Source organism: Arthrobacter sp. 05L45_2, assembly GCF_056397525.1.
This window is the reverse complement of sequence record NZ_JBFTNO010000015.1, coordinates 1-26,459: the sequence shown is the minus strand read 5'-3', so window position 1 is coordinate 26,459 and position 26,459 is coordinate 1. Positions and strand designations below refer to the sequence as shown.

Here is a 26,459-nt window from a genome sequence, read left to right as displayed (position 1 = left end):
GTGTTGCGGCCCGGGCTTTGGCGACGTCGGCGGCCTTGGTCAGCTTCATCCGGCCTTGAAGCAGTCCGAAGTCCGGTCTGCCGGCGGGCCCGACGGCGATGATCTCGCCGTCGGCGGCGAAGTCCTGCGGCGGCCAGCAGGAACGGTCCGTGAGTTCCGGGTAGCTGGCGGTCATGTCGTTGCCGTTGCGGCTGATCAGCCGGATCCGCTCCGAGTCGCCCAGGACCAGCGCCCGGATGCCGTCCCACTTCAGTTCAAACTGCCAGTCCTTGCCGGGCAGGTCGGCGCGGGTTCCGGCGCTGGCCAGCATCGGTGCCAGCCCGGCGGGGTCCGGTGCGGCGCTCGCCGGCTGGGCATGGGCCGTCGTTGACTGCGGGCGGGCCGGGGCCGGGTGCTGGTCGTGCCCGGGGGCGTCCATGAGATGGATGAGCCATTGGTCGTTGGCCTGGCCGGTGTGGATCAGGGCGAAACGCCGGGTGCCGCCCAGCGGGCCGTCCTCCCGGCCGGTGAGGGTGGCGATGACCTCTTTGCCGGCGATCCATTTCTCGCACTCGTAGTACCCGCTGTCCCAGATGCTGACCGTGCCCGCGCCGTATTGGCCCTTCGGGATGGTCCCCTCGAAGGCGGCGTAGTCCATCGGGTGGTCCTCGGTCTGGACGGCCAGGTGGTTCTTGGCTTTGGTGGTGGGGACCCCCTTGGGCAGCGCCCAGGAGACCAGTACGCCGTCGCGCTCCAGCCGGAAGTCGAAGTGCAGGCGGCTGGCGTGGTGTTCTTGGATAACGAAGCTCTCCCGCAACGTCCCGCCGTTGCCGTCGCCGTCGCCATTGCCGCGGTGCTGCTCTGCCGTGAACGGTTCCGGGGTGGCGGATGCGTTCCGCTTGGCGCGGTACGTTTCCAGGCGGGGGTCGGTGTCACCGCCGCTGGCGTCGCCGGGGGTGCCGGCGGGGATGCCCTGGTAGCCGCCGGCCGCCGTCGGGGAGGTCGGGGAAGGGCCGTGCGGGGCGCCCGAGATGGCTGCGAAGGGGTCCTTGCCGGCCTTGAGCCGCTTCATCACCTCCTGGTAGTCGAGGTGGTGCAGGGACGGTGAGCGGAGCTCCCGCCAGGTCCGGGGCGCGGCGACCGTGGGCCGGAGCCTGCCGCGCAGCGAGTACGGCACGATGGTGGTTTTCGCCGCGTTGTTCTGGCTCCAGTCGACCAGCACCTTTCCGGTGCGCAGGGTCTTCTTCATGTCGCTCACGGCGAGGTCCGGGTGGTCCGCTTCCAGGGCGCGGGCGAGCTCGTGGGCGAAGTCCGAGACCTGATCCGAACTCTGGGCCCCGTCCAGCGCGGCGTAGAGGTGGATGCCCTTGCTGCCGCTGGTGACAGGGACCGGATCCAGGCCGACGTCCTGCAGGATGCTCCGGGCCAGGACGGCCACTTCCACGCATTCGGCCAGGCCGGCGCCGTCGCCGGGGTCCAGGTCCAGCACCAACCGGTCCGGCGGCATGGCGTTGCCGTGCGAATCCACCCGCCATTGCGGAACATGGATTTCCAGCGCCGCGATCTGGGCCAGCCAGGTGAGCGTGGCGGCGTCGTTGACCAGCGGGTACTGGATGGTCCGCTCCTTGTGCGTGATGGAGGCGCGCGGCACCCACCCCGGCGCGGAGTGATCCAGATTCTTCTGGAAGAACATCTCGCCCGGCGCCGCCGCGGTTCCCACGCCGTGGACCCAGCGCTTCCGGGTGGCCGGCCGGTTTGCCGCGGCCGGAATCAGCACCGGCGCCACGGCGGCGTAGTACGCGAGCACATCGGCCTTGGTGGTTCCGGTCTCCGGATACATCACCTTGTCCAGGTTGGTGAGGACCAGTTCCCTGCCTTCGACCCGTACGCGCTGCTTGCCCTCAGCCAAAAGACTTCACCTCCGGGCGGCTCTGGTGTTCACTTGAGCCATGAGAGCCATCTGGAAAGGCGCCATCGCGTTCGGCCTGGTCAACGTGCCGGTGAAGGTCTACAGCGCCACCGAGGACCATGACATCAGCCTCCATCAGGTTCACAACGCCGACGGCGGGCGGATCCGTTACCAGCGGCGCTGCGAGGTCTGCAGCAAGATCATTGACTACGAGGACATCGACAAGGCCTACGAGGACGAAGGCCGGACCRTGATCCTCAGCCGCGAGGAGCTCAAATCGATCCCCGCGGAGAACAGCCACGAGATCGAGGTGGTGCAGTTCGTGCCGGCCGAGCAGCTGGACCCCATGACCTTCGAAAAGAGCTACTACCTCGAGCCGGACGCGAAGTCGCCCAAGGCCTACGTGCTGCTGCGCCGGGCGCTGGAGGACACCGACCGGGTGGCGATCGTGCAGTTCGCGCTCCGGGAGAAGACCCGGCTGGGCGCGCTGCGGATCCGCGGCGATGTCCTGGTGCTGCAGGGCCTGCTCTGGGCCGACGAGGTGCGTGAGGCGAACTTCCCGGCGCTGGAAACCAGCGTGCGGATCTCGGCCCAGGAACGGGAGATGTCCGCAGCGCTGGTGGACTCGATGGCCGCCGACTTCGAGCCCGAGCAGTTCACCGACGACTACCAGCTGCAGCTGCGGCAGCTGATCGACGCCAAGATCGACCAGGGCGAATCGCTGGACACCGAGGAGACCTTCGGCGCACCGGCCGCGGAGGCCGGATCCGGCGAGGTGATCGACCTGATGGACGCGCTGAAGCGCAGCATCGAGCGGAAGCGGGGTGCGGCGGGCGCCGGCACCCGGACTGCCGACGACGCCGACGGCGGCGCTGCTGGCGCTGCGGACGACGGCGGGGCGAAGGCTGCGCCGGCTAAAGCGACCCGGGCCAAGGCTGCCCCGCGGGCCGCCGTGAAGGCCACGGCGAAGGCTGCCCCGAAGGAAGCGGGAGCCAAGCCGGCCACCAAGACCGCCGCCGCCAAGAGCGGCACGGCCAGGAGCAGCGCCACCAAGACCAGCACGGCCAAGGCGGGCGCCGCAGCCAAGAGCAGCACCGCCAAGGGGGAGGCGCGCAAGGGGGCTTGAACCCGGGTCCGCCCGCGGCCGCGCCGTCATCGGCTCAGGAGTTCCGCAGGGCGGAGATGAGGTCGCTCTTGTTCTTGGCCGAGTAGCCTTTGAGCCCGATCTCCTTGGCCTTGTCCCGCAGCTGCGGGACCGTCCAGTCCTCGTAGTCGCCTGACTTCCCGCCCTTGCGGCCGACCGATGAACGGCCACGTTTAGCGGCGGCATTGGAAATGCGGGCCGCCTTCTGCTTCGATGCGCCGTCCGTCAGCAGGGCTTCGTAGACTTCCGGGTCCTTGATGCTCGGGCTTTCAGAACCCTGGGGCTCACCCTTCTTCGTGGGCATTGCTGTCATCTCCTTCGGCCGGGGACCATCTGGACGGCCGGCGGACGGTGCCGCCGCGCGTTTCCAAACTAGCCGGGCCACCGGGTACTGACAAGCAACGCAAAAGCCCGGCCATCCCTCGTCGGGGGTGGCCGGGCCTTCGTGCACCGTTAGGTGTCCGGGCGCTGGCGCCGGACGGTGCTGCTATTCGGCGTCGTGGTCCGTCTCGAGAATCTGGACGAGGCGGTCCAGGGCGGCGTCCGCGCCGTCGCCCTCGGCACGCAACACCACAACTTCGCCGTGCGATGCGCCCAGGCTCATCAGGGACAGGATGCTGGCGGCGTCCATGGCCTCATCTTCCGGCTCGCCGAGCCGGGCGATGGTGATGTCGAGATCGAACTCGCCTGCAGCCTCGGCAAAGATGGCGGCCGGGCGGGCRTGCAGCCCCACGCGGCTGGCAATGGTGGCGTTACGTTCGGTCATTGTTGCTCCYTGGGTTCAGCTTGGGATTATCAGCTTGGGAAGGTCTGTCGCGGACCGGCTCAGACGGTTACTGGAACCGGTTCAACCGTATCAACGGTCTTCTTGACTGCCCAGCGCTTGAGGGCGATCACGGACAGGGCGGTGATCACAGTGCCCACCGCGATCGAGACGACGAACATCAGGAAGTTATCGATCGCGAAGAAGACGAAGATGCCGCCGTGCGGGGCCTTGGATCCGACCCCCGCGGCCATCGAGATGGCCCCGGTGACGGCGCCGCCCACCATGCTGGCCGGGATAACGCGCAGCGGGTCGGCCGCGGCGAACGGGATGGCGCCTTCGGAGATGAACGATGCCCCGAGCAGCCAGGCCGCCTTGCCGTTTTCCTGTTCGGCGAGGCTGAAGAGCTTCTTGTTCAGGACGGTGGAGGCGAGGGCCATGGCCAGCGGCGGCACCATGCCGGAGGCCATAACGGCCGCCATGATCTGCCACGGTGCCTGGTTGTCCAGGGACGCCGCGCCCAGGCCGGCGACGGCGAAGGAGTAGGCGACCTTGTTGACGGGTCCGCCGAGGTCGAAGCACATCATGAGGCCCAGGATCACGCCGAGGGCGATCGCGCCGGCGCCGGTGAGGCCGGACAGCCAGGCGTTCAGGCCCTTGGTGATGGCGACGATCGGGCCGCCAAGGATCAGGAACATCAGGCCCGAGGCCACGAGCGAGGCGAGCAGCGGGATGATGACGACAGGCATCAGGCCACGCAGCCAGCGGGGGACCTGCAGGCGGCCGATCACGAGGGCGATGTAACCGGCGAGCAGGCCGCCGACGATGCCGCCGAGGAAGCCGGCGCCCATGAACCCTGCGACCGCACCGGCGACGAAGCCGGGAGCAATGCCGGGACGGTCAGCGATCGCGTAGGCGATGTAGCCGGCCAGTGCCGGCACCAGGAAGCCCAGGGACAGTGCGCCGATCTTGAACAGCACGGCGCCGAGGTAGGCGCCGAGCGGTCCCCACGCGTTGTCCGGGAACTCGGTGGGGAGGTTGAAGAGGCTGTTCTGGACAACGATCGTGTCCGCGTACTTCGTGATCAGGTAGCCGCCCATCAGGAAGCCGAGGGCGATCAGCAGACCGCCGCCTGCGACGAACGGGATCATGTAGCTGACGCCGGTGAGCAGGGCTTTCTTCAGCTTCTGGCCGATGTGCTCGCCCTTTTCCTCGGCCTCATGCTCGGCCTGTTCCTCCGCGCCGAAGTGCGGGACGCGGCGGGCGTGCGGGTTGTCCGCGGCGGCGAGGGCCTCCTGGACCATCTTGTCGGGCTCGTCGATGCCGCGCTTGACCGGGGCGTTGATGACGGGCTTGCCGGCGAAGCGCTCCTTGCCGCGGACGTCGACGTCGACRGCGAAGATCACGGCGTCGGCAGCGGCGATGACGGCGGGGTCGAGTGCCTTGGCCCCGGAGGACCCCTGRGTTTCGACCTGCAGGTCCACGCCGGCTTCCCGGGCCGCGGCCACCAGCGAGTCGGCGGCCATGTAGGTGTGCGCGATGCCGGTGGGGCAGGCCGTGACGGCGACCAGGCGCTTGGCACGCGGAGCAGTGCCGGAGGCGGCGGCCGTGCCGGAGGCCCCGGCGGTGGCTGCTGCACCGGCGGCGGGTGCGGCGTCGGCCGGGACATCGGCGGCGTGGCTGGCCGGCTTGTCCGCCAGGGCGCCCTCGACCAGTTCCACCACCTCGGCCTGCGTGCCGGCGGCGCGCAGGGCGCCGGTGAAGTCCTTCTTGATCAGCGAACGGGCCAGCTTGGAGAGGAGCTTCAGGTGCTCCTGGTCCGCGCCTTCCGGGGCCGCGATGAAGAAGACGAGGTCGGCGGGGCCGTCCTTGGCGCCGAAATCAACGGGCCGGGACAGCCGGGCCATGGCCAGCGTGGCCTCGGAGACCGCCGTCGAACGGCAGTGCGGGATTGCGATGCCGCCGGGCACGCCGGTGGCGGTCTTGGACTCGCGGGCGAAGGCGTCGGCAAAAAGCCCCTCGACTTCGGTGGCGCGTCCGGTGGCCGCAACTCTGCCTGCCAGGTGCCGGATCACGTCCTCGGGCGTATTGCCCAGATTCTGGTCGAGCTCGACCAGTTCGGTAGTAATGAGCTGGGTCACTGTCAATCCTTCTTCAGGGCCGTGATGGTTACGGCGGCGGGGTTTGTTTGGTGCACTGCCGGGACGGTGGACCCGGGCAGGGAAGCAGCGGCGGCACCATGGGCCACCGCCTGACGCAGGCAATCGGCCGGGGCGGCGCCCTGGCTGGCGGCGAGCAGGTAGCCGGCAAGCGACGAATCGCCGGCGCCGACCGTGCTGACCGCCTTGACCGGCGGGTGCGTGGCGAGCCACGCACCGTCGGCCGTCACAAGCACCGCACCCTTGGAACCAAGGGTTGCGAGTACGGCGCCCACTCCGGAACGGACGAGGGCGCCGGCGGCCGCCGCGGCAGCCTCCGGGTCAGCCTCGAGTTCCTCGGCGGACTTATTGGTGGCGAAGCCGGCTGCGGCAGCCAGTTCCACCAGTTCCTCGGCATTGGGCTTGAGCAGGTCCGGTTTCCCCGGGGCGTCCCCGGAGACCGCGGCGGCGAGGGGTTCGCCGGAGGAGTCGACGGCGACGAGGGGTGCCTCTGAGCCGTCGTGCAGGGAACGCAGCCGCCGGGTCACGGTGGCGTAAAAGTCGGCCGGAACACCCGGCGGGAGGGAACCGGCCAGGACAACCCAGCTGGCGCCGCGGGAGGAATCCAGCAACAGCCCGATCAGGGCCTCCTGCTGTTCCCCGCTCAGCACCGGCCCGGGCTCGTTGACCTTGGTGGTCACGCCGCCCGGCTCGGTGAGGGCCACGTTGCTGCGCAGCGGCTCCCCGATGGGCAGGGCCGCGAACGGTACCTCTGTGTCCCGCAGCCCGGCCAGCACCGGGTCCGCCTCCGCGCCCGGAAGCACGGCGATGGTTTTCAGGCCGGAGGCGACCAGGGCGCGGGAGACGTTGACGCCCTTGCCGCCGGACTCCTGCCGGACGGAAACGGCGCGCTGGACTTCGCCCCGGAGCAGCGGTCCGGGCAGGGCCACGGTGCGGTCCAGGCTGGGGTTGGCCGTAAAGGTGACGATCATACGACCACCACCTCCACTCCGGCGTCCGCGAGTGCCGCGGCGAGGTCCGGGCTCGGTTGGGAGTCTGTAATCACGGTGTCCAGATCYTTCAGGGAGGCGAACTGGACCAGCGTTTCAGCGTCCAGCTTGGTGGAATCGGCCAGCACCACAATGCGGCGGGCTGATTGGACGAAGGCGGCCTTGACGGCTGCTTCTTCAGGATCGGGTGTGCTGAGTCCAAAGGTTGCGGAGATGCCGTTGGTGCCGACGAAGGCGATGTCGGGCCGGATCCGGCGGGCGGCTTCCACGGTGGACTGCCCAACGGCGGCCTGGGTCAGCCCGCGGACCTTCCCGCCCAACAGGTGCAGCCCGATCCCCGCCTCGCCGGAAAGCTTCCCCGCGATGGGCAGGGCGTGGGTGATGACCACGAGCTCGCCGTCGCCGGGGGACTGGGTTGATGCGGGCGCCGTGGTTCCGGCGGCTGCTGCCGTGCCTGTTGTCGAGCGGCCGCCGGCCGTGCGGGCCGCAAGGAGTTCCGCGAGGACTTCGGTGGTGGAGCCGGCGTCGATGAGGATGCTGCCGGAGCGGCCCTGCGGGATAAGCGCGAGGGCGGCCTGGGCGATCCGGGTCTTCTCGGACGGCCGCTGGATGGTGCGCTCGGTGATGCTTTCCTCGGTGGTGCTGATCCGCTCGGGTGACACCGCGCCGCCATGGACCCGGCGGACAGTGCCGGCGATCTCAAGGGCGGCCAGGTCGCGGCGGACCGTCTCCGTGGTGATGCTAAAACGCTCGGCGAGGTCCGTGACGCTGGCCCGGCCGCTGGCAGCGACGAGCTCCACGATCAATTGCTGGCGTTCCTCGGCGAACACGTGCCCTCCATTGCGACGGTTACTGCGAATGCTGGTTCGGATGCTGCTCCTTCCGCCCGGCTTCGGTGACCCCCATCACAGCTAAGTGGAATTGATTGACTTTATCTGTGTTCTTGTGGCTTTGTCAATGAAAAACAACAGGAACACAGAACGGGCCCCTCCGCGCCGGACGGACATGCCCATCCGTGGGGTGCCGGGATGGACATGCCCATCGTTCGGCCCACCCCTTGGGCATGCACATCCTGGGCTGCGGACATGCCCATTCTTCGGCCCGCAGCAATSGACATGCCCGTTCTCCGCGCCGACCGATGGACATGTCGATTCCTCGGGGCGAACCGGGATGGACATGCCCATTGTTTGGCCCGAGGAGTGGGCATATACGGGCTATGTCCAACCGTCGTGACGAGAGATGGGCATGTCCATCCTTCGGCGCACTCCTCGGGCATACGCATCCCTGGCCTGCGGACATGCGCATTCCCGGCCCGCAGCAATGAACATGCTCAATCTCCGCGCCGCCCGATGGACATGTCGGTTCCTTGGGACAGCCGGATGGACATGTCCGTTTCTAGAGGCCGGCCGGGATGGGCATGTCCATTGGTTGGCCTAGGGGGTGGACATATATGGGTTATGTCCAGCCTTTGTGCCGGGAGATGGGCATGTCCATCCCGGGATCGGGCCCGTGAGCTCGCGATGCCGCGGGAAGGTGCTGGTTGGTTTCGCGGGGTCCGTTAAGCGCCGGACGCCGGGCCGGACCTTGCTGGTCCGGCCCGGCGTGCGGGTCAGTTCGAGGTGTGTTTGCGGCCGGAGCCGCCAGCCTGGCGTGAAAGCGCGGCGGATCAGATGCCGGCGTCGCGGCTCTCGTTGCGGGTGATGGTCTCGCCGGTGTTGGGGTCGACGACGGAGCGGGTTTCGCTCACGCGGCGGGTGCGGCTGCGGCCCGGCGAAGCGAGGATCAGCGACGCGACAAGCCCGATGACGCCGACCACCATAAGGATGTAGCCGATCATGGTCTGGTCCACATTGGGAATCAATCCTGGCGAGATGGCCCAGGCGAGGATGGCGCCGATGGCGATGAGGAAGATGGAGGAACCGATTCTCATGACTTGCTCCTTGATGTCCGGTCAGGACCGATAGGTGGTGCTAAGCATGCTGACGAGCGTCACGCTACAGCCCGGTACGTGTCGTTTCAACGATTTTGGCCCCGCCTCGCCGGAAAACCGGGCGTAATCGGGGTGCCGGCGCGACGGGGACGGGGTGCTTCGAGCCCCGGCGGCCCGCCGGCTCCGGCATTCCGGCGCCCGGTCCTGCCGCTGGCTAGGCTTGCCGCATGGACACTGTCATCTGGTCGAAGCCGGAGCCCGAACGGGCGGGGACCCCGCTGCTGGTGATGCTGCACGGTTACGGCACGGACGAAACCCGGATGGCGGAGCTCTTCCCCAGCCTCCCGCCGCAGTTCACCTGCGCGGCCCTGCGCGGACCCAAGGTGATCGGCGACGACTACGGCTGGTTCCTGCTGGACTACTTTCTCACCCACGACTTTGCCGACGTCATCACTGCGACGAACTCCGTCTTCAGCTGGATCGACGGCGTCAAGGCCCGGCACAGCAGCGTGACCCTGCTCGGCTATTCCCAGGGCATGGCCATGGCGAGCACCCTGCTGCGGCTCAGGCCGGAGGGATTCCGCGCCGTCGTCGGGCTGTCCGGCTTTGTGCTGGACAACGAGCTGCTGGCGATGAGCGAATCGTTCAGCACGCGGCCGCCGTTCTTTTGGGGCCGGGACAAGAACGATCCGGTGATTAACGACGACGCCACCGCGCACACCAAGGAGTGGCTGGACCTGAACACCCAGCTCACGGCCCGCAGCTACCCCGGGATGGGGCATTCGATCTCCCGTGCCGAACTCGTGGACGTCGGCGCGTTCCTGCGCCACTACGTACTGGGCTGAGCTCCCGCTCCGTCCCAGCAGTCTGAGCTCCCGCGCCGCCCCAGCAGTCGGGCCGGCGGGCCGCGCGAACCCGGGCCCGCTGGCCCCAAAAGAATTCACCCCGGGAACGGCCGCCACCACTTGCGAAGCGAATTTATAAGCGTTTACAGTTTACTTTGGCCATTTTGATCCGGCCCACTACTCCAGGGGGAAGAAAGGTCCAGGCCCGTGTCGCATGGCTAAGGCTCCACGCGTGACAATCCAGGACGTCGCCGCCCTCTCCGGGCTTTCCATCTGCACCGTCTCCCGCGCCCTCCGGGACTTGCCCAACGTGTCCGAACAGGCACAGGCCAAGGTCGCCGACGCCGCCGCCAAGCTCGGCTACAAGGCATCCTCCGCCGCTGCAAGGCTCGCCGGGGGAACCACCGGTGCCGTGGCCATCATCGCCCCTACCGCCACCGCGTGGTTCTTCGCGCAGGCCGTCGAGGCCGCCGAGGAAGTGTTCGCGGACAGCGGCTTCGACACCGTGCTCATCAGCCTCCGCAACCGGCCCAGTGTGCAGCGCAAGATCTTCGGCGACCTGGCCGGGCTCGCCCAGCGCGTCGACGGGGTTCTGCTGCTCAATGTGGCCCTCGACGCCGATGAGATCGCCGCGCTGGAAGCCTCCGGCCTCGCCGTCGCGAGCGTCGGCATGAACCGCGTCCCGTGGGACAACGTGGGAATCGACAACGAAGAAGCGGCGCGCCGGGCCACCGGGCACCTGCTCGGCCTGGGTCACTGGGACCTGGCAATGCTGGCCGGACGGGAACCGGGGGAGCGGTCCGTGGACACGGCCGATGCCCGGCGGCGCGGATTCGAGCGGGCCCTGGCGGAGCACGAGCTCACCGTGGATCCGGACCTGGTGCTCGACGCCGAATCCAGCATCGAGGGCGGGCGTCGGGCCATGACGGAATTGATCGAAAACCGCCGGATGCCCTCCGCGGTGTTCGCCGGCTGCGACGAAACCGCGTTTGGCGCGCTCATGGCCCTGCGGGATCTCGGTTTGTCAGCACCGAAAAACGTCTCCATCATTGGTATAGACGACCATCAAATGAGCTGGTTCCTCGGGCTGACGACCATCGCGCAGCCGGTGGCCGACCAGGGGGCCTTCGCAGCCAACCTGCTGATCGAACGGCTCCACCGGTCCGGGCTGCCGAATCCGCCGGCCACGCACCTGCTGGAGACCAAGCTGATCGAGCGCAGGAGTACCCGACGCCGACGCTGATCTCCGCCAGCCCGGACCGCCGGCCCGCTCCGGCATCCCGGACTCCCGGCCGTGACCCGGGCCGGGACCCCGGCCCGGCAGCAGGACCGCCGTCGTCCGCAGCCGGTCCCGGCAGAAACCCGCAAGCCCGGCAACGCAGCCTCCACCGGCCACCGGCCGCCCCGCCCCGGCGGCCCCGCCCATCATTTCCCACACACGATCCATGCGACCGTCTGAAAGGACCTCCGCCCCATGACTGAGATTTCCAACAGCGCCCCCGGCACGGCCGACGTGCTGGCCGGCGCCACCGCCATCCTGTTCGACCTCGACGGCGTCCTGACCCCCACCGCGGTGGTGCACGAACGCGCCTGGCAGGAACTCTTCGACGGCTTCCTCGCCACCGTCCCGGAAGCGCAGGGCTACCGCGAGAGCGACTACTTCGACCACATCGACGGCAAACCGCGTTTCGACGGCGTCCGTGACTTCCTGGCCTCGCGCGGCATTGTGCTGCCCGAGGGCCCGACGGATGACGACCCCGCGCACGACACCGTGCACGGCCTTGGCAACCGCAAGAACAAGGTCTTCAACGACATCGTTGCCGCCGGCGGAGTGCAGCCCTACGAGGGCTCGCTGCGCTTCATTGAAGCGGCGCTCCAGCGCGGCCTGAAACTCGCCGTCGTCTCCTCCTCCCGGAATGCCGTCCCGGTGCTCAAGGCCGCCGGCCTGTCGGACTACTTCCCGGTGGTGGTGGACGGCGTCGTCGCGGTATCCGAAGGCCTGCCCGGCAAGCCGAACCCGGACACCTACCAGTACGCGGCGCGGCTGCTGGGGCTTCCCAGCGAGGAATGCGTCGTCGTCGAAGATGCCGTCTCCGGTGTCCAGGCTGGAAGCGCGGGGAGCTTCCACTCGGTCATCGGCGTGGACCGCGGAGCCGGGCGGAAGACCCTGCTCGACGCCGGCGCCACCCTCGTGGTCAACGACCTGGCCGAGCTGCTCTAGCCCGCCAGATCACCGGCAACACCCACCCGCACCTACCCGCACAACCGTCACCGCCAAAGGACCCCAACCATGGCTCTCATCACCTCGGACCGCGCCAGGTTCCCCAATGACCCCTGGCAGCTCGTGGAAACCGTCCACCTGCCGGGCAACGCCGGAACGCTGGAGACCCTGTTCAGCCTGGGCAACGGCCACCTCGGCATCCGCGGCGCCCACTGGGCCGCCGCCGACGCCGAACTTCCGGGCAGCTTCATCAACGGCTTCCACGAGATCTGGGACATCAAGCACGCGGAAAACGCGTACGGATTTGCCCGCACCGGCCAGCGCATCCTCTACGTCCCGGACGCCAACAACTTTGTGGTGGTCATCGACGGCGAGATGCTCAGCCTCGAGGAATCAACCGTGCTGGACTACCGGCGCAGCGTGGACTTTGCCACCGGCGTCTACGAATGCCGGATCGTCTGGCAGTGCCGCTCCGGCGCCACGGTGACCACCACGGAACGGCGTGCGGTGAGCTATCAGGCCCGCGGCGCCCTGGGCATCTCCCTTGAGGTCGCCGCCGACCGGGACATCTCCGCGGATGTGACCTCGGCCGTGGTCAACCGGCAGGACCAGCCGGTGGAGGACCACTCCGCGCACGATCCCCGCCGCGCAGGCCGCCACGCCGGCCGCGTGCTGCTTCCGCTGCGGCTGGACGGCTCCGACGGCTCGCTCCGCCTCGCCTGGGAAGCGGCCGAGTCCAAGCAGCGGCTCGGCATGGCCGTGGATCACTGGACCTCCGCCGGCGTGCAGCCCTTCGACACCCAGACGGACCAGGACGACAGCAGTGTCCGCTACGTCCTGGCCGTCAGCCCGGAGGTGCCGTTCCTCCTGGAGAAGAGCGTCAGCTACGCGGTGGGACGCTCAGCGGACGAGGACCTGGCCGACACCGCCGAACGGTCCCTGCTGCCGGTGGCCGAGATCTTCGCCGAAAGCGCGGCGCACTACCGCGACTACTGGACCACCAGCGACATTGTGGTGGGCGGCCAGGACGAACTCCAGCAGGCCATCCGCTGGAACCTCTTCCAGCTGGCCCAGGCCACGGCGTGCGCCGACGTGGCCGGCATCCCGGCCAAGGGCGTGTCCGGCTCCGGCTATGACGGGCACTACTTCTGGGACCAGGAGGTGTACCTGCTGCCCTACCTGACCTACACCAACCCGGGCAACGCCCGGCAGGTCCTTGAGTTCCGCCACGAGCTGCTGCCCGAAGCGAGGGTCCGCGCCAAGGAGCTCAGTGTGGACGGCGCCCTGTTCCCCTGGCGCACCATCAACGGCCTGGAAGCCAGCGCCTACTACGCCGCCGGCACGGCACAGTTCCATATCGCTGCCGCCATCGCCTTCGCCACCAACCGCTTCATCTGGGCCAGCGGGGACGCGGAGTTCAAGGAAACCCTCGGCGCCGACCTGCTGATCGAGACGGCCCGGATGTGGGCCTCCCTGGGCTTCTTTGGCAAGGACGGGCTGTTCCACATCCATGGCGTCACGGGCCCGGACGAATACACCGCCGTCGTCAACGACAACCTGTACACCAACGTTATGGCCCGCTTTAACCTGCGCACGGCCGCGGCGCTGGACCACCCGGGGATCGACCCGGCCGAACGGGAGCTCTGGGAACAGGCCGCGAACCGGATGCACGTCCCGTTCGACGAGGACCTCCAGGTCCACTCCCAGGACAACGACTTCATGACCCTGGAGCCGTGGGACTGGGACACGCCGCGGTCCAAGTACCCGCTGCTGCTGCATTTCCACCCGCTGGTGATCTACCGGCACCAGGTCCTCAAGCAGGCGGACACGGTCCTGGCGATGTTCCTGCAGTGGCAGGACTTCACGGCCGAGGAGAAGCGCCGAGCCTTCGACTTCTACGACCCCATCACCACCGGAGACTCCACCCTGTCTGCCTGCGTGCAGGGCATCATGGCGGCCGAGGTCGGCTACGGCCAGGCCGCGCTGGACCACTTCACCCACGCCGTGTTCATCGACCTGGACGACACCCACGGCAACACGATCGACGGCGTCCACATCGCCTCCACCGGCGGGGTCTGGAGCTCGCTGGTCAGCGGGTTCGCGGGCCTGCGAGACCAGGGTGAGGTGCCGTACTTCGATCCGAGGCTGCCCGCCGAATGGGACGGGTTAGCCTTCCACCTCAAGCTCCGCGGCGGCCTGCTGCGGGTCGAACTGGACCACGCCGCAATCCGGCTGACCACCCGCGAGGGTGCCCCGCTCGAGATCGAGGTGCGCGGCGAACGGTTCACGGTGGGCAGCGACCCCGTGACGGTGCCCCTGCACGCCGTCGCGAGCCCCGAACCCACAGTGTTCCCGGGGCCGGCGACGGCGTCCATCCCGGTGGTGCGCGCCGTCAACTAGCCGCCGCGGCGGCGCCGTCCGTGTCCAGCGGGTGGGAGCGGCGCCGTCCCGTTAGGCTCCTCTCATGGAGAACACGGCCACCGCACCGGCGCGGCGCAGCCTTGCCTTTGTGGGGATCAACGCCGGGCTGGCGCTGCACCCGGCGGATGCCGGCGGCGCCCAGCTTCCGGGGGAGGCCGCCAGCTGCTTCGCGACATTCTGGCAGGCCGACTGGTCGCGCTGGGGTGCCGGCAACGCCCTGCTGGTGGCCACCCTGCAGGGCTGGCGCAGCTACGGCCCCAACGCAGCCCTCGCGGAAACCCTGGCCACCGAGCTCACCCGCTTCTTCCCGGAGGCGGCCCGCTTTCCGCTGACCGGGATCAGCCACACCCACGACGAGTTCACCGTGGTGGTGGATCCCGCCACCGGCTTCCGCGCCACAGGGGCCAAGGCGGAACTGGCCATCACCGGCGTCCTTGACCGGAGGAAGTTCGCGGCGCCGGACTTCCAGCTCGGGGCCGGCAGCGCCGCCCTCAGCAACGTCTACCTGCCCTGCAGCACCGGCCGGCTCGTGGAATTCGGGGTGGAATGGCCGGGCGCCCCGGCGGTCTGCCCGGGCCCGCTGGGCCCGTCGTCCTCGGCGTTCCTGGCCCTCGCCGAATCCTGGGTGCTTTAGCGGCGTAGCCCGACGGCGGGGGCCCGGGGCCGCCGTCCCGGAGCGGCCGGATGGTGTGTGGCCTAGAGTTAATGCTGGACAATGTTCAGCACCCTTATGGTTCACGAGAGGCGATGATGGCCAAGCGCAGCAACCCGGCAATGAAAATTGCCCAGAAGACCGCCCACAGCGCCATGTTCGACGCCGACGGCAAGCCCAAGCCCGGCGTCCACAACATGCTCCTGCGCGCCGTAGAAATCCAGCGGCCGCTGGTGCTGGCGAACCTGCGCCGGCTGCAGCGGAAACACCCGCACGCCACCGCGGCGCAGCTCGCCGCCATCCTGGAACGCAACTACCTGACCGCCGTCACCGGCGGCGGCGCCCTCGTGGGCGGCTCTGCCGTGATCCCCGGCGTCGGCACCGTGGCCGCCCTTGGCCTCTCCGCTGCCGCCACCGTCGGATTCCTCGAAGCCACCGCCCTGTTCGCCACCTCGCTGGCCGAGCTGCACGGGGTGCGGATGGTCGACCCGGAAAAGGCCAGCACCGTGGTGATGGCCATCATGCTCGGCGARGAAGGCACGGCSCTGCTGAGTTCGCTCAGCGGGCAGGCTGCCGGCCAGGGCCGCGGACCCACCCAGGCCTGGGGAACCCTCTTCGCCCGCCGTGCGCCGATGATCGGGTTCGGGTCGGTCCGGGAGCGGATCCAGCGGGCCTTCCTGCAGAACCTGCTCAAGCGCCAGGGCACCGCGCTGCTGGGCCGGGCGCTGCCCTTTGGCGTCGGCGCAGTGGTGGGCGGCGTCGGCAACCGGATGATGGGGCGCGCCGTCGTCGAGAACGCCAAGGAAGCCTTCGGCCCCATGCCGGAGACCATCCCCGGAGAGCTGAAACCCGGCACCGGGACAGCCGACGCCGGGCCAGTAGTGGAAGGCGAAACCCTTGGATCTTAACGCTGACCTTGGGGAGTCCTTCGGCTCCTGGACCATGGGCGACGACGCCGCGATGTTCCGGCTGGTCACCAGCGCCAGCGTCGCGTGCGGCCTGCACGCCGGGGACCCCGTGACGATGCTGGACACCTGCCGCTCCGCCTACGAACTCGATGTTCGGGTCGGCGCCCACCTGGGCTACCCCGACCTCGCCGGCTTCGGCATGCGCTCCCTGGACATGACTTTCGACGACCTCTTCGGCGCCGTGCTCTACCAGCTGGGCGCGCTCGACGGCGTGGCCCATGCCGTGGGTGCCTCGGTGGACTACGTCAAGGTGCACGGCGGCCTCTACGACCGCACGGCGCACGACACCGAACAGGCATCCGCCGTCGTCGCCGCCATCCAGGCCTACGACCCGGGACTGCCCATCCTCGGCCTGGAAGGCTCGGCGCTGCTGGGCATCGCCCGGGACGCCGGGAACCCGGTGTTCCATGAGGCCTTCGCCGACCGCGCGTACCTCCCGGACGGCAGCCTCGTGCCGCGCCAGGAGGAGGAATCCGTCATTGAGGATCCCGACGAGATCGTCGAACGGGCGCTCCGGCTGGCCCTCAAGGGCGAAGTCCTCGCGGTCGACGGCACCGTGGTCACCCGCACGCCGCACTCTATCTGCCTGCACGGGGACACCCCCGGGTCGGTCGAGGTGGCCGCCGCGATCCGCGCCGCCCTGGAGAAGGCCGGCGTCGAACTCGAACCCTTCGCCTAGGCCCTCGCAGCGGGTCTCATGCGGCCCGCACGCCCCGGGACCCCCAGTGCCGTAAGGCCCTATCGAAGCCGATAGGTGGCCCCTAGCTTGGGGGCATGACTGCCGAAGGCGCCGCGGGGTTGGACGGACCCGCCTCGGATGCAATGTTGAAGCTGGGCCGTTTCTTCACGAAGTGGGACCAGACCGCGGACGGCAGGGCGGTGTTCCGGGAAGGYGGCCGCAAGGGCGACATCTTCTACCGGGACCGCTGGAGCCACGACAAGGTGGTCCGCTCCACACACGGGGTGAACTGCACCGGCTCCTGCTCCTGGAAGGTGTACGTCAAGGACGGCATCATCACCTGGGAATCCCAGCAGACCGACTACCCCTCCGTCGGCCCAGACAGTCCCGAATACGAGCCCCGGGGTTGCCCTCGAGGGGCGGCCTTCTCCTGGTACACCTACTCACCCACCCGGGTCCGCTTCCCCTACGCCCGCGGCGTGCTCGTCGAAATGTACCGGGAGGCCAAAGCCCGGCTGGGCGACCCCGTGCTCGCCTTCGCGGACGTCGCCGGGGACCCGGAGAAACGCCGCCGCTACCAGCAGGCCCGCGGCAAGGGCGGCCTGGTCCGCGTCTCCTGGCGGGAAGCCGTGGAAATCGCCGCCGCAGCCCACGTCAACACCATCAAGACCTACGGCCCGGACCGCTGCGCCGGGTTCTCGCCCATCCCGGCGATGTCCATGGTGTCGCACGCAGTGGGCACCCGCTTCATCCAGCTGATCGGCGGGGTGATGACATCCTTCTACGACTGGTACGCCGACCTTCCGGTGGCCAGCCCGCAGGTGTTCGGGGACCAGACCGACGTCCCCGAATCCGGGGACTGGTGGGACGCGCGGTACCTGATGATGTGGGGCTCAAACGTCCCGGTCACCCGCACCCCCGACGCGCACTGGATGGCCGAGGTGCGGTACCGCGGCACCAAGGTGGTGACGGTCAGTCCCGACTACGCCGACAACACCAAGTTCGCCGACGAGTGGCTGCCCGCCCAGGCCGGAACCGACGCCGCGCTGGCCATGGCGATGGGGCACGTGATGCTCAAGGAATTCTTCGTCGACCGCGAGGTCCCCTTCTTCACCGATTACGTCCGGCAGTACACCGACCTGCCGTTCCTGGTCCGGCTGGAACGGCGCGGGGACGGCACCCTCACCCCGGCCAAGTTCCTCACCGCACAGGACCTGCCGGCCGAGTCGCTTGCCGAGGACGCGGCCTTCCGCACCGTTGTGTTCGACAAAGCCTCCGGACGCCCCGCCGTCCCCAACGGTTCCATGGGGTTCCGCTACTCCGGCAGCGGCGAGGGCAAATGGAACCTGGACCTTGAGGGCATCGAACCGGCACTGTCCCTCCGCGAGGTATCCGGGGAAAGCGCCGAGATCCTGCTGCCCTGTTTCGAGGACGCCGGCGGCAACGGCAGCGTCCTCCGCCGCGGGGTACCCGTCGTCGAACTCGAAGGGGAACTGGCCACCACCGTCTTCGATCTGATGCTGGCGCAGTACGGCGTCGGCCGGGAGGGGCTGCCGGGGGACTGGGCTGCCGGGTACGACGACGCCGGGACCCCCTACACGCCGGCGTGGCAGGAGGAGATCACCTCCGTCCCCGCGCAGGCCTGCATCCGGGTGGCCCGCGAGTTCGCCCGCAACGCCGAGGAATCCAAGGGCCGGTCCATGATCATCATGGGCGCCGGCATCTGCCAGTGGTTCCACGGCGACACCACCTACCGGGCCGTCCTGGCGCTCGTGATGCTGACCGGCTGCCTGGGCCGCAACGGCGGCGGCTGGGCGCACTACGTCGGGCAGGAAAAGGCCCGCCCCGCCACCGGCTGGGTCTCGCTGGCCAACGCGCTGGACTGGTCCCGGCCGCCGCGGACCATGATCGGCACCGGCTACTGGTACATGCACACCGGCCAGTGGCGGCAGGACGGCTACTCGGCCGATGCGCTGAAGTCCCCGCTCTCCACCGGCGCCCTGGACGGCATGCACACCGCGGACGCCATGGCCCAGTCCGCCCGGCTCGGCTGGATGCCGTTCTACCCGCAGTTCGACCGGAACCCGCTGGACCTCGCGGACGAGGCCGAGGCCGCCGTCGCCGCCGGGACCGCGGCGGACACCCCCGGGTACATCGCGGAGGCCCTCAAGAACCGCACCCTGAACCCCGCGATCGAGGACGTGGACGCCCCGGAAAACTGGCCCCGGACCCTGGTGCTGTGGCGCTCCAACCTGTTCGGCTCCTCCGCCAAAGGCAACGAATACTTCCTGCGGAACCTGCTGGGCACCCACCACAACGTCCTGGGGGAGGACAACGCCGAGGTCCTTAAACCCCGCGACGTGAAATGGCACGCCCACGCCCCGGAGGGGAAACTGGACCTCCTGGTCTCCGCCGATTTCCGGATGACCTCCACCACGCTGCTCTCCGACGTCGTTTTCCCCGCGGCCACCTGGTACGAGAAGAACGACCTCTCCTCCACCGACATGCACCCGTTTGTGCACGCCTTTACCCCCGCGATCGACCCGCCGTGGGAAACCAAAACGGATTTCGACACCTTCCACCTGCTCGCGGAGGAATTCTCCCGGCAGGCCAAAACCCACCTGGGCGTCCGCAAAGACCTGGTCAGCGTGCCCCTGCAGCACGATACCCCCGGCCAGCTCGCCCAGCCCGGCGGGACGGTCCGGGACTGGCGGGACAGGTCCATCCCGGCGGTCCCGGGACAGAACATGCCCATTTTCTCCGTGGTGGAGCGGGACTACACCGCCGTCGCGGACAAGCTGGCCGCCGTCGGGCCGCTGGCCGACAAACTGGGCTTCACAGTCAAGAACGTCACCTACAAACTCGCCGGCCCGTTGGAGCGGCTCCGGCGAGCCAACGGCGTGATGCTCGGCGGCGCCGCCGACGGCCGGCCGGCGCTGGACACCGACGCGAAGCTGGCCGAAGCCATCCTGGCCTTTTCCGGCACCACCAACGGTGCCCTGTCCGTCCAGGGGTTCAAGGATCTGGAAGTCCKGACCGGCCGGAAACTGGCGGACCTGTCCGAAGGCTCCGAGGAAAAGTTCATCACCTTCGCCCAGACCCAGGCCGGCCCGGTCCCGGTCATCACCTCGCCGGAATGGTCGGGCTCGGAGACCGGCGGCCGGCGCTACGCRCCCTTCACCATCAACATCGAGCGGCTCAAGCCCTTCCACACCCTGACCGGGCGGATGCACTTCTTCCTGGACCACGACTGGATCCGGGATATCGGCGAGGCCCTGCCGATCTACCGGCCCCCGCTGGACATGCACCGGCTCTTCGGCGAACCCAAACTGGGCCGCGACGGGTCCATGGAAGTGGTGGTCCGCTACCTGACGCCGCACTCCAAATGGTCCATCCACTCCGAATACCAGGACAACCTGCTGATGCTCTCGCTCTCCCGCGGCGGACCCACGGTCTGGATGAGCCCGGCCGACGCCGCCGCGATCGAGGTCAAGGACAACGACTGGGTGGAGTGCCTGAACATCAACGGCGTCCTCGTGGCCCGGGCGATCGTCAGCCACCGGATGCCCGCCGGGGTGGTTTACGTCCACCACGCGCAGGAACGCACCATCGACGTCCCCAAATCCGAGGCCACCGGACGGCGCGGCGGCATCCACAACTCCGTCACCCGGCTGCTGGTCAAACCCTCGCACCTGATCGGCGGCTACGCCCAGCTGGCGTACGCGTTCAACTACCTTGGCCCCACCGGAAACCAGCGGGACATGGTGGCCACCGTCCGGCGCCGGTCCCAGGAGGTGCAGTACTGATGCGTGTAATGGCCCAGATGGGCATGGTCATGAACCTGGACAAGTGCATTGGCTGCCACACCTGCTCCGTGACCTGCAAACAGGCCTGGACCAACCGGGCCGGCACCGAGTACGTCTGGTTCAACAACGTCGAAACCCGCCCCGGCCAGGGGTATCCGCGCCGCTACGAGGACCAGGAGCGGTGGCACGGCGGCTGGGTGCTGAACAAACGCGGCAAACTGGTGCTCAAAGCCGGCGGCCGGGTCAAGAAAATGCTCGGGATCTTCGCCAGCCCGGTCCAGCCGGAGCTCAAGGACTACTACGAGCCGTGGACCTACGATTACAAAACCCTCGTGGACGCMCCGCTGGGSGACGACTTCCCSGTGGCSCGGCCRAAGTCCCTGATCACCGGCGAGGATACCAAGATCACCTGGTCCGCGAACTGGGAYGAYGACCTCGGCGGCTCCGCCGAGCACGGCCACCTGGACCCCATCGTGGAAAAGGTCCGGCGCGAGTCCGAGGACAAGATCAAGTTCGCCTACGAGCAGACGTTTATGTTCTACCTGCCGCGGATCTGCGAGCACTGCCTGAACCCGTCCTGCATGGCCTCCTGCCCGTCCGGGGCCATCTACAAACGCGTCGAGGACGGGATCGTGCTGGTGGACCAGGACCGGTGCCGCGGCTGGCGGCAGTGCATCACCGGCTGCCCGTACAAGAAGATCTACTTCAACCACAAGACCGGGAAAGCCGAGAAGTGCACCTTCTGCTACCCGCGGGTCGAGGTGGGGCTGCCGACGGTGTGCTCGGAGACCTGCGTGGGCCGGCTGCGGTATTTGGGGCTGTTTTTGTACGACGCCGACGCCGTCACCGCCGCGGCCGCCGTCACCGACCCGCAGGAACTCTACGACGCCCAGATGGACGTGCTGCTGGACCCGGAGGACCCCGCGGTGCAGGCCGAGGCGCGGGCGCAGGGCATCCCCGAGGACTGGATCGACGCCGCGCGGCGCTCGCCGGTCTACGCCCTCGCGAAGGTCTACAAGGTGGCGCTGCCGCTGCACCCGGAATACCGGACCATGCCCATGGTCTGGTACGTGCCGCCGCTGTCGCCGGTGGTGGACCTGCTCCGGGACCAGGGGCACGACGGTGAGGACGCCGGCAACCTCTTCGGCGCCATCGACGCCCTGCGCATCCCGGTGGAATACCTTGCCGAGCTGTTCACCGCCGGGGACACGGACCGGGTCACCGCGGTACTCCGGAGACTCGCGGCGATGCGCTCCTTTATGCGTGGCATYAGCCTCGGCAACGACCCCGACGACGCCATCCCCGAAACCGTGGGGATGGACAGCCAGAGCATGTACGAGATGTACAGGCTGATGGCGATCGCCAAGTACGACGAGCGGTACGTGATTCCCAAGGCGCACGTGGAACAGGCCCACGACCTTGAGGAAATGGGGTGCTCGCTGGACTTCGACGGCGGCCCCGGCATGCAGGACTCCTCGCCCTTCGGGGAAGCCAGCGGCCGTCCCGTGCCCGTCGCGGTGGAGACCTTCCACGCCCTGCGGGACCGGCAGACCTCCGGGGCGGCCCCCGGAGAGACCACGCTGCGGGGGCGGGTTAACCTGCTGAACTGGGACGGGACGGGTGCACCTCAGGGGCTTTTCCCGCCGAAAGGCCCGGAACCGGAGCCGGACACCCTGGCAGCGGCGGAGGACCAGCCATGAGCCGCCGCGAGCAGGTGGTCTACCTGGCGGCCGCCTGGTGCCTGTCCTACCCGGACGAGGACCTGACCGGGAAGGTGCCGCTGATGCGGGCCGCACTCGCCGAGTTTCCCGGGGCGGTGGCCGACTTCGCCGAGGTGCTGGACCTGCTGGAAACGAGGCCCTTGATGGAGGTGCAGGCCCACTACGTCCGCGAGTTCGACCTCGGCAAGCGGCACGCCCTGCACCTGTCCTACTGGACCGACGGCGACACCCGGCACCGCGGCGAGGTGCTGGGGAACTTCAAGCAGACCTACCGGCAAAGCGACATCCTGGTGGACACCCACGGGGAACTCCCGGACTACCTGCCCATGGTGCTCGAGTTCGCCGCACTGGTGGACCTCGACGCCGGCCGCGGCCTGCTGGGCCGGTTCCGGGCCAGCCTGGAGATGCTGCGGCTCGGGCTGCTCCGTGACAAGCTCCCGCACGCCCGGATCCTGCAGGCCATCTGCGCCACCCTGCCCGGGAAATCGCCCGCGGATGAACAGGCTGTGATGCGGATGGCCGGCTACGGACCCCCCGCCGAGTCGGTGGGCCTGGACCCTTACGACCCGCGCCTGCTGCCCGTGAAAGGGGCCTGACCATGCTCGCAGCCGAGACCGGGACCGACCCGGCAGCCGCACTTTCCACCCTGGACATTGTGCTCTGGGGCGTCCTGCCGTACGTGATGGTGGTGGTTTTGGTGGGAGGCCTGGTTTGGCGCTACAAGTACGACCAGTTCGGCTGGACCACCCGCTCCTCGCAACTCTACGAATCCCGGCTGCTGCGGATCGCCTCGCCGCTGTTCCACTTCGGCCTGCTCGCCGTCATCGCCGGGCACTTCTTCGGCCTGGTCATCCCCATGGCGTGGACCCAGGCCGTGGGAATGAGCCAGGAGTTCTACCACTTGAATGCCCTGTTGGTGGGCGGCATCGCCGGGGTGGGCACACTGGGCGGCATCCTCCTGCTGATCTACCGCCGCCGCACCACCGGCCCAGTTTTTATGGCCACCACCACCAACGACAAAACCATGTACGTCGTCCTTACGGCGGCCCTGGTGTTCGGGCTGTGGACCACTTTGGCGAGCGTGTTCGAGGGCGAGCACGGCCACAACTACCGTGAGACCGTGGCCCCGTGGTTCCGGTCGCTGTTCATCTTCCAGCCGGACATTGGGGCGATGGCGGCAGCCCCGTTTTCCTTCCACCTGCACACCCTGGTGGGCATGGCGCTCTTTGTGATCTGGCCGTTCACCCGCTTGGTCCACGCCTTCACCGCGCCGTTCCACTACCTCTTCCGCCCCTACATCGTGTACCGGTCCCGGGACCGCGCCCCAGTTGCGGCCGGCGGCACCCGGGGCCGGAACAGCGCCGGGGCCCCGCGGCCCTCCGGCACCGCCGCCCGGCGCGGCTGGTCCGCCGTCGGAACCCGGGACCGGGATACCAGGAACCGGTAACCGGACCCGCCCGAGTCCCCGCCCCACCGAAAGGAGGCCCCCGTGGCCGGAACAGCGAACCCCGCCGCGGCCGTCCCGCACGGCCGGATGCTCAACCTCGTGCTCGCCACCGCGGCCTCCGTGGCCGGCTTCTGGGCGTGGAACTCCGTGGCCACCCTCGGGGCTTTCTACACCCAAAACCTCCAGCTCAACCCGGCCACCACCGGCATCCTGGTCGCGATGCCGGTCTTCGTCGGCTCGCTCGGGCGGATCGTCGTCGGGGCCCTGACGGACCGGTACGGAGGCCGGGTCCTGTTCAGCTTCGTCCTGCTGGCGGCCATTGTCCCGATCCTGCTGGTGGCCGTCGGCGGCACCATCCGCTCCTTCGCGCTGGTGCTCGGCGCGGGCCTGGTCCTCGGCATCGCCGGGACGGTGTTCGCCGTCGGCATCCCCTTCGTCAGCGCCTGGTACGAACCTTCCCGGCGCGGCTTCGCGACCGGAGTTTTCGGTGCCGGGATGGGAGGCACGGCCCTGGCCGCGTTCCTGAACCCGCGGCTTGTGGCCTGGATCGGCTACTTTCCCACGCACCTGCTGATCGCCGGGGTCCTGGCCGTTATGGCGGCGCTCGTATGGTTCCTGATGCGGGAGGCGCCGGGCTGGAGCCGGAACTACGCCCCGGTGCTGCCCAAACTCCTCGACGCCGCGAAGACACCGGTCACCTGGAAGATGTGTTTCCTCTACGCCGTGGTCTTCGGCGGCTTCGTGTCCTTTGCGACGTATCTGCCCACCTACCTGCGGGACGTGTACAGCTTCGATCCGAGCGCCGCCGGTGCCCGGACGGCGGGGTTCGCCCTTGCCGCCGTGCTGGCGCGGCCGGTCGGCGGGGTGCTSGCGGACMGGTTCGGCCCCAAGCCCGTGGTGGTGSTYTCSCTSGCCGGCGTCGCCSTGCTSGCCTGGGTGGTGAACCTGCAGCCCGACGGCGATGTGCCCGCCGGCCTGACGTTCGTGGCCATGGCGGCGGCCCTGGGCCTGGGCACCGGCGGCGTGTTCGCCTGGGTGGGGGTGCTGGCCCCGGCCGGGAAGGTGGGCAGCATCAGCGGGGTGGTCAGCGCCGCCGGCGGCCTGGGCGGGTACTTCCCGCCGCTGGTCATGGGGGCCACGTACGACGCCGCGACCCACAGCTACTCCATCGGGCTCTTCCTGCTGGTGGTCACGGCGCTCGCGGCGCTGGCCTTCACGGTCTTCGCCCTGCACGGCCGGCCCCGGGCCACGGTCGCGCCCGCCTGAGCCGCGCCGCCAGTCTGACAGCCGCCGGGCTGCCCCCATGCCTTTGCCGCGACCGGCCGATGGGCAGGGGCGGGTGGATGCGCCGCGATCAACGGAGGGGGCCAGCCGGCAGTGCTCCTCAGGCCAGAAGAACTGCCTGCTGCCGCTCGGTCGACTGCTGCCGCGTTGAAACGCGTGCATGCGGATGAGTTTTGTCATGGCTGCCCGATGGCTGTCTCATAACCGACGTCGGATACAACGATTCAGCCAAAAGGTTTCGAGACGTAGTTATGAGAATCGCCCCGTCGGGAGGATCCCAAGAAATTCCGACGAAAGACGGTCCGGAGGGTAGCGGTTAGGGCACCTTCACCGTGCATCTCATAGCGCAGGGTAAACGTGCCTTTAAAGGCGAGCAACAGCGCCGAAGGAAGAATTTCTGCCAGGCTGCGCTTTCGACGACCGGCTTGCGGCACGGCTACCTGGCACCGCCACTAGGTAGGCGACGGCCGTGTCTCGGGGCTTGAGCACAGCGCCGTCGTTTGCCGTGATGTTGGTCGCGGGCCGCCTGTCGAAAAGCGCCCGGGCTCGAATCAATCCAACTACTTCCCGCTGAGTAAGTAGCGGAATTCGTCTACCGCAGCCTTGCCCTCGGCGRTATTTCCGCCGGTAACCTCGCAGTAAACCTCAATCGCCTTTATATCCCGACCCGCTATTAGTTCATCAACGACTGTCGAATACCTTTCATCTTGCAACAGATCATAGGACCCTGCGGCAGATGCATCGTCAATAAGGTAGAACGTCTTGATACCAGGTTCCCGACTAAATACCGAACCAACTCCGGTCATTTCGTGTTTCCTTTCAGCTGACTTCTTGCATCGAGTGTATTACCCGGATCTGGCCCGGCGGTCCCCCTTGCGTTCGTTTAGGGATCCCTTTTCAAGCGCTTGAGAACGTCTGTGTCTTGCCGAATTGGGCGATACCAAAGAGTGTCATTGCGGCCGTGCCGAGGAGGGCCACGATCAGCAGCCCACTGAGGGGTAGATCATAGATGGCGAGCTGGGAAATGCGGCGCGATGCCACTGCCAGAAGGCCCACAAAGGCGCCGATTAGGCCGGAGTAGCTTCCGGTCATGAAACTTCGGTGGCCTTGATGTTTTCTTTGAGATGGCCCGCAGTCCTGGCCGTCAGTGTTCAGACGGTCAGCGCCGAGAGTGCGTGGAGCCAATTGACCCGCCTTCGATGGTCCTGAGTCCGAACGAGGTCAGAACCGCGACGTACATAGCAACAACCCAGATTCGACCCACAGTCCTATGAAAGCTGCCGCCTTCGGTCTGGCGCTGCAGGTTCACGGCTCCGAAGATCACCGCGTAGCCGGCGGCTATGGCGAGTAGAGAGATCAAAACAGTCCGGGAGGAAGGCATGTCACGGAGCCTGGCGGGCCTCAGCTACACGCCACGCGCCGCTAGGCAGCGGGTCCTTAGATTCTTGGCGTCGGCGCCAAATAGGGTCGCAAACAGACCGCGATACCGCCGAAAGTCGCATGACGGACGGCTGCTGGGGGATCGGCGCACGGAGATTGAAG

General features: G+C 68.5%; 21 protein-coding genes. 13 read left to right on the top strand and 8 right to left on the bottom strand.

The window, feature by feature from the left end; all coding sequences use genetic code 11:
• A partial coding sequence (gene ligD / locus AC1DHD_RS02555) for a non-homologous end-joining DNA ligase (protein ID WP_476878181.1) occupies positions 1-1,819 on the bottom strand: 1,819 nt, incomplete at its 3' end.
• Between the two features lie 109 nt (positions 1,820-1,928).
• Between ligD and ku the strand changes: the two genes are divergently transcribed.
• Positions 1,929-3,014 carry a non-homologous end joining protein Ku gene (gene ku, locus AC1DHD_RS02550; protein ID WP_476878179.1) on the top strand — a complete coding sequence of 362 codons (1,086 nt, stop codon included), beginning with the start codon at positions 1,929-1,931 and terminating at the stop codon, positions 3,012-3,014.
• A 34-nt stretch (positions 3,015-3,048) separates the two neighbouring features.
• On the opposite strand, the gene AC1DHD_RS02545 is transcribed toward ku, so the two are convergent.
• The 6 genes from AC1DHD_RS02545 to AC1DHD_RS02520 form a co-directional block, all read right to left on the bottom strand.
• The gene (locus AC1DHD_RS02545) at positions 3,049-3,336 is read right to left on the bottom strand and encodes a DUF7218 family protein (RefSeq protein WP_476878178.1); all 288 of its coding nucleotides are present in this window, start codon (positions 3,334-3,336) and stop codon (positions 3,049-3,051) included.
• Positions 3,337-3,519: 183 nt separating this feature from the next.
• Entirely contained in the window at positions 3,520-3,798 is a 279-nt protein-coding gene (locus AC1DHD_RS02540; protein ID WP_441402245.1) for an HPr family phosphocarrier protein, read from the bottom strand.
• 59 nt (positions 3,799-3,857) lie between these two features.
• Positions 3,858-5,936 (bottom strand): PTS fructose transporter subunit IIABC, encoded by a 2,079-nt coding sequence (locus AC1DHD_RS02535; protein ID WP_476878177.1) that lies wholly within the window; start codon positions 5,934-5,936, stop codon positions 3,858-3,860.
• Positions 5,937-5,938: 2 nt separating this feature from the next.
• Positions 5,939-6,925, bottom strand: coding sequence for a 1-phosphofructokinase family hexose kinase (locus AC1DHD_RS02530; RefSeq protein ID WP_476878176.1), 987 nt, complete (start codon positions 6,923-6,925; stop codon positions 5,939-5,941).
• Positions 6,922-7,773 (bottom strand): DeoR/GlpR family DNA-binding transcription regulator, encoded by an 852-nt coding sequence (locus tag AC1DHD_RS02525; RefSeq protein ID WP_476878175.1) that lies wholly within the window; start codon positions 7,771-7,773, stop codon positions 6,922-6,924. Before AC1DHD_RS02525 ends, AC1DHD_RS02530 begins: the two co-directional genes overlap by 4 nt.
• 836 nt (positions 7,774-8,609) lie before the next feature.
• A complete protein-coding gene (locus AC1DHD_RS02520) occupies positions 8,610-8,873 on the bottom strand; it encodes a DUF6458 family protein (protein ID WP_476878174.1) in 264 nt (87 codons plus the stop codon).
• A gap of 227 nt (positions 8,874-9,100) precedes the next feature.
• Between AC1DHD_RS02520 and AC1DHD_RS02515 the strand changes: the two genes are divergently transcribed.
• From AC1DHD_RS02515 to AC1DHD_RS02460, 12 genes are all read left to right on the top strand, one after another.
• The gene (locus AC1DHD_RS02515; RefSeq protein ID WP_476878173.1) at positions 9,101-9,718 is read left to right on the top strand and encodes an alpha/beta hydrolase; all 618 of its coding nucleotides are present in this window, start codon (positions 9,101-9,103) and stop codon (positions 9,716-9,718) included.
• A gap of 232 nt (positions 9,719-9,950) precedes the next feature.
• Positions 9,951-10,961, top strand: coding sequence for a LacI family DNA-binding transcriptional regulator (locus AC1DHD_RS02510; protein ID WP_476878172.1), 1,011 nt, complete (start codon positions 9,951-9,953; stop codon positions 10,959-10,961).
• 231 nt (positions 10,962-11,192) lie between these two features.
• Entirely contained in the window at positions 11,193-11,939 is a 747-nt protein-coding gene (locus tag AC1DHD_RS02505; protein WP_476878171.1) for an HAD family hydrolase, read from the top strand.
• 69 nt (positions 11,940-12,008) lie between these two features.
• Entirely contained in the window at positions 12,009-14,339 is a 2,331-nt protein-coding gene (locus AC1DHD_RS02500; RefSeq protein WP_476878170.1) for a glycoside hydrolase family 65 protein, read from the top strand.
• Between the two features lie 64 nt (positions 14,340-14,403).
• On the top strand, positions 14,404-14,994 hold the full coding sequence (locus AC1DHD_RS02495) for a hypothetical protein (protein ID WP_476878169.1): 591 nt from the start codon (positions 14,404-14,406) through the stop codon (positions 14,992-14,994).
• 116 nt (positions 14,995-15,110) lie between these two features.
• On the top strand, positions 15,111-15,920 hold the full coding sequence (locus AC1DHD_RS02490) for a hypothetical protein (protein ID WP_476878180.1): 810 nt from the start codon (positions 15,111-15,113) through the stop codon (positions 15,918-15,920).
• Positions 15,910-16,659: a LamB/YcsF family protein gene (locus tag AC1DHD_RS02485; RefSeq protein WP_476878168.1), complete on the top strand. Its 750-nt coding sequence runs from the start codon at positions 15,910-15,912 to the stop codon at positions 16,657-16,659. The genes AC1DHD_RS02490 and AC1DHD_RS02485 overlap by 11 nt, the downstream gene beginning before the upstream one ends.
• 95 nt (positions 16,660-16,754) lie before the next feature.
• Positions 16,755-20,465, top strand: a complete 3,711-nt coding sequence (locus tag AC1DHD_RS02480) for a nitrate reductase subunit alpha (RefSeq protein ID WP_476878167.1) — start codon at positions 16,755-16,757, stop codon at positions 20,463-20,465.
• On the top strand, positions 20,465-22,165 hold the full coding sequence (gene narH / locus AC1DHD_RS02475) for a nitrate reductase subunit beta (RefSeq protein ID WP_476878166.1): 1,701 nt from the start codon (positions 20,465-20,467) through the stop codon (positions 22,163-22,165). Before AC1DHD_RS02480 ends, narH begins: the two co-directional genes overlap by 1 nt.
• Positions 22,162-22,782, top strand: coding sequence for a nitrate reductase molybdenum cofactor assembly chaperone (narJ, locus tag AC1DHD_RS02470; protein ID WP_476878165.1), 621 nt, complete (start codon positions 22,162-22,164; stop codon positions 22,780-22,782). The genes narH and narJ overlap by 4 nt, the downstream gene beginning before the upstream one ends.
• A gap of 2 nt (positions 22,783-22,784) precedes the next feature.
• Entirely contained in the window at positions 22,785-23,633 is an 849-nt protein-coding gene (narI, locus tag AC1DHD_RS02465) for a respiratory nitrate reductase subunit gamma (RefSeq protein ID WP_476878164.1), read from the top strand.
• 42 nt (positions 23,634-23,675) lie between these two features.
• Positions 23,676-24,899: an MFS transporter gene (locus AC1DHD_RS02460; RefSeq protein ID WP_476878163.1), complete on the top strand. Its 1,224-nt coding sequence runs from the start codon at positions 23,676-23,678 to the stop codon at positions 24,897-24,899.
• A gap of 915 nt (positions 24,900-25,814) precedes the next feature.
• Here the strand turns inward: AC1DHD_RS02460 and AC1DHD_RS02455 are convergent.
• Positions 25,815-26,009: a hypothetical protein gene (locus AC1DHD_RS02455; protein WP_476878162.1), complete on the bottom strand. Its 195-nt coding sequence runs from the start codon at positions 26,007-26,009 to the stop codon at positions 25,815-25,817.
• Between the last annotated feature and the right edge of the window lie 450 nt (positions 26,010-26,459).

What these genes read in the sequence shown, in the direction of transcription:
- AC1DHD_RS02545 (WP_476878178.1), bottom strand. Translation starts at nt 3,336, where the DNA reads ATGCCCACGAAGAAGGGTGAGCCCCAGGGTTCTGAAAGCCCGAGCATC.
- AC1DHD_RS02505 (WP_476878171.1), top strand. Translation starts at nt 11,193, where the DNA reads ATGACTGAGATTTCCAACAGCGCCCCCGGCACGGCCGACGTGCTGGCC.
- AC1DHD_RS02500 (WP_476878170.1), top strand. Translation starts at nt 12,009, where the DNA reads ATGGCTCTCATCACCTCGGACCGCGCCAGGTTCCCCAATGACCCCTGG.
- AC1DHD_RS02515 (WP_476878173.1), top strand. Translation starts at nt 9,101, where the DNA reads ATGGACACTGTCATCTGGTCGAAGCCGGAGCCCGAACGGGCGGGGACC.
- AC1DHD_RS02455 (WP_476878162.1), bottom strand. Translation starts at nt 26,009, where the DNA reads ATGACCGGAAGCTACTCCGGCCTAATCGGCGCCTTTGTGGGCCTTCTG.
- narJ (WP_476878165.1), top strand. Translation starts at nt 22,162, where the DNA reads ATGAGCCGCCGCGAGCAGGTGGTCTACCTGGCGGCCGCCTGGTGCCTG.
- narI (WP_476878164.1), top strand. Translation starts at nt 22,785, where the DNA reads ATGCTCGCAGCCGAGACCGGGACCGACCCGGCAGCCGCACTTTCCACC.
- AC1DHD_RS02495 (WP_476878169.1), top strand. Translation starts at nt 14,404, where the DNA reads ATGGAGAACACGGCCACCGCACCGGCGCGGCGCAGCCTTGCCTTTGTG.
- AC1DHD_RS02520 (WP_476878174.1), bottom strand. Translation starts at nt 8,873, where the DNA reads ATGAGAATCGGTTCCTCCATCTTCCTCATCGCCATCGGCGCCATCCTC.
- AC1DHD_RS02530 (WP_476878176.1), bottom strand. Translation starts at nt 6,925, where the DNA reads ATGATCGTCACCTTTACGGCCAACCCCAGCCTGGACCGCACCGTGGCC.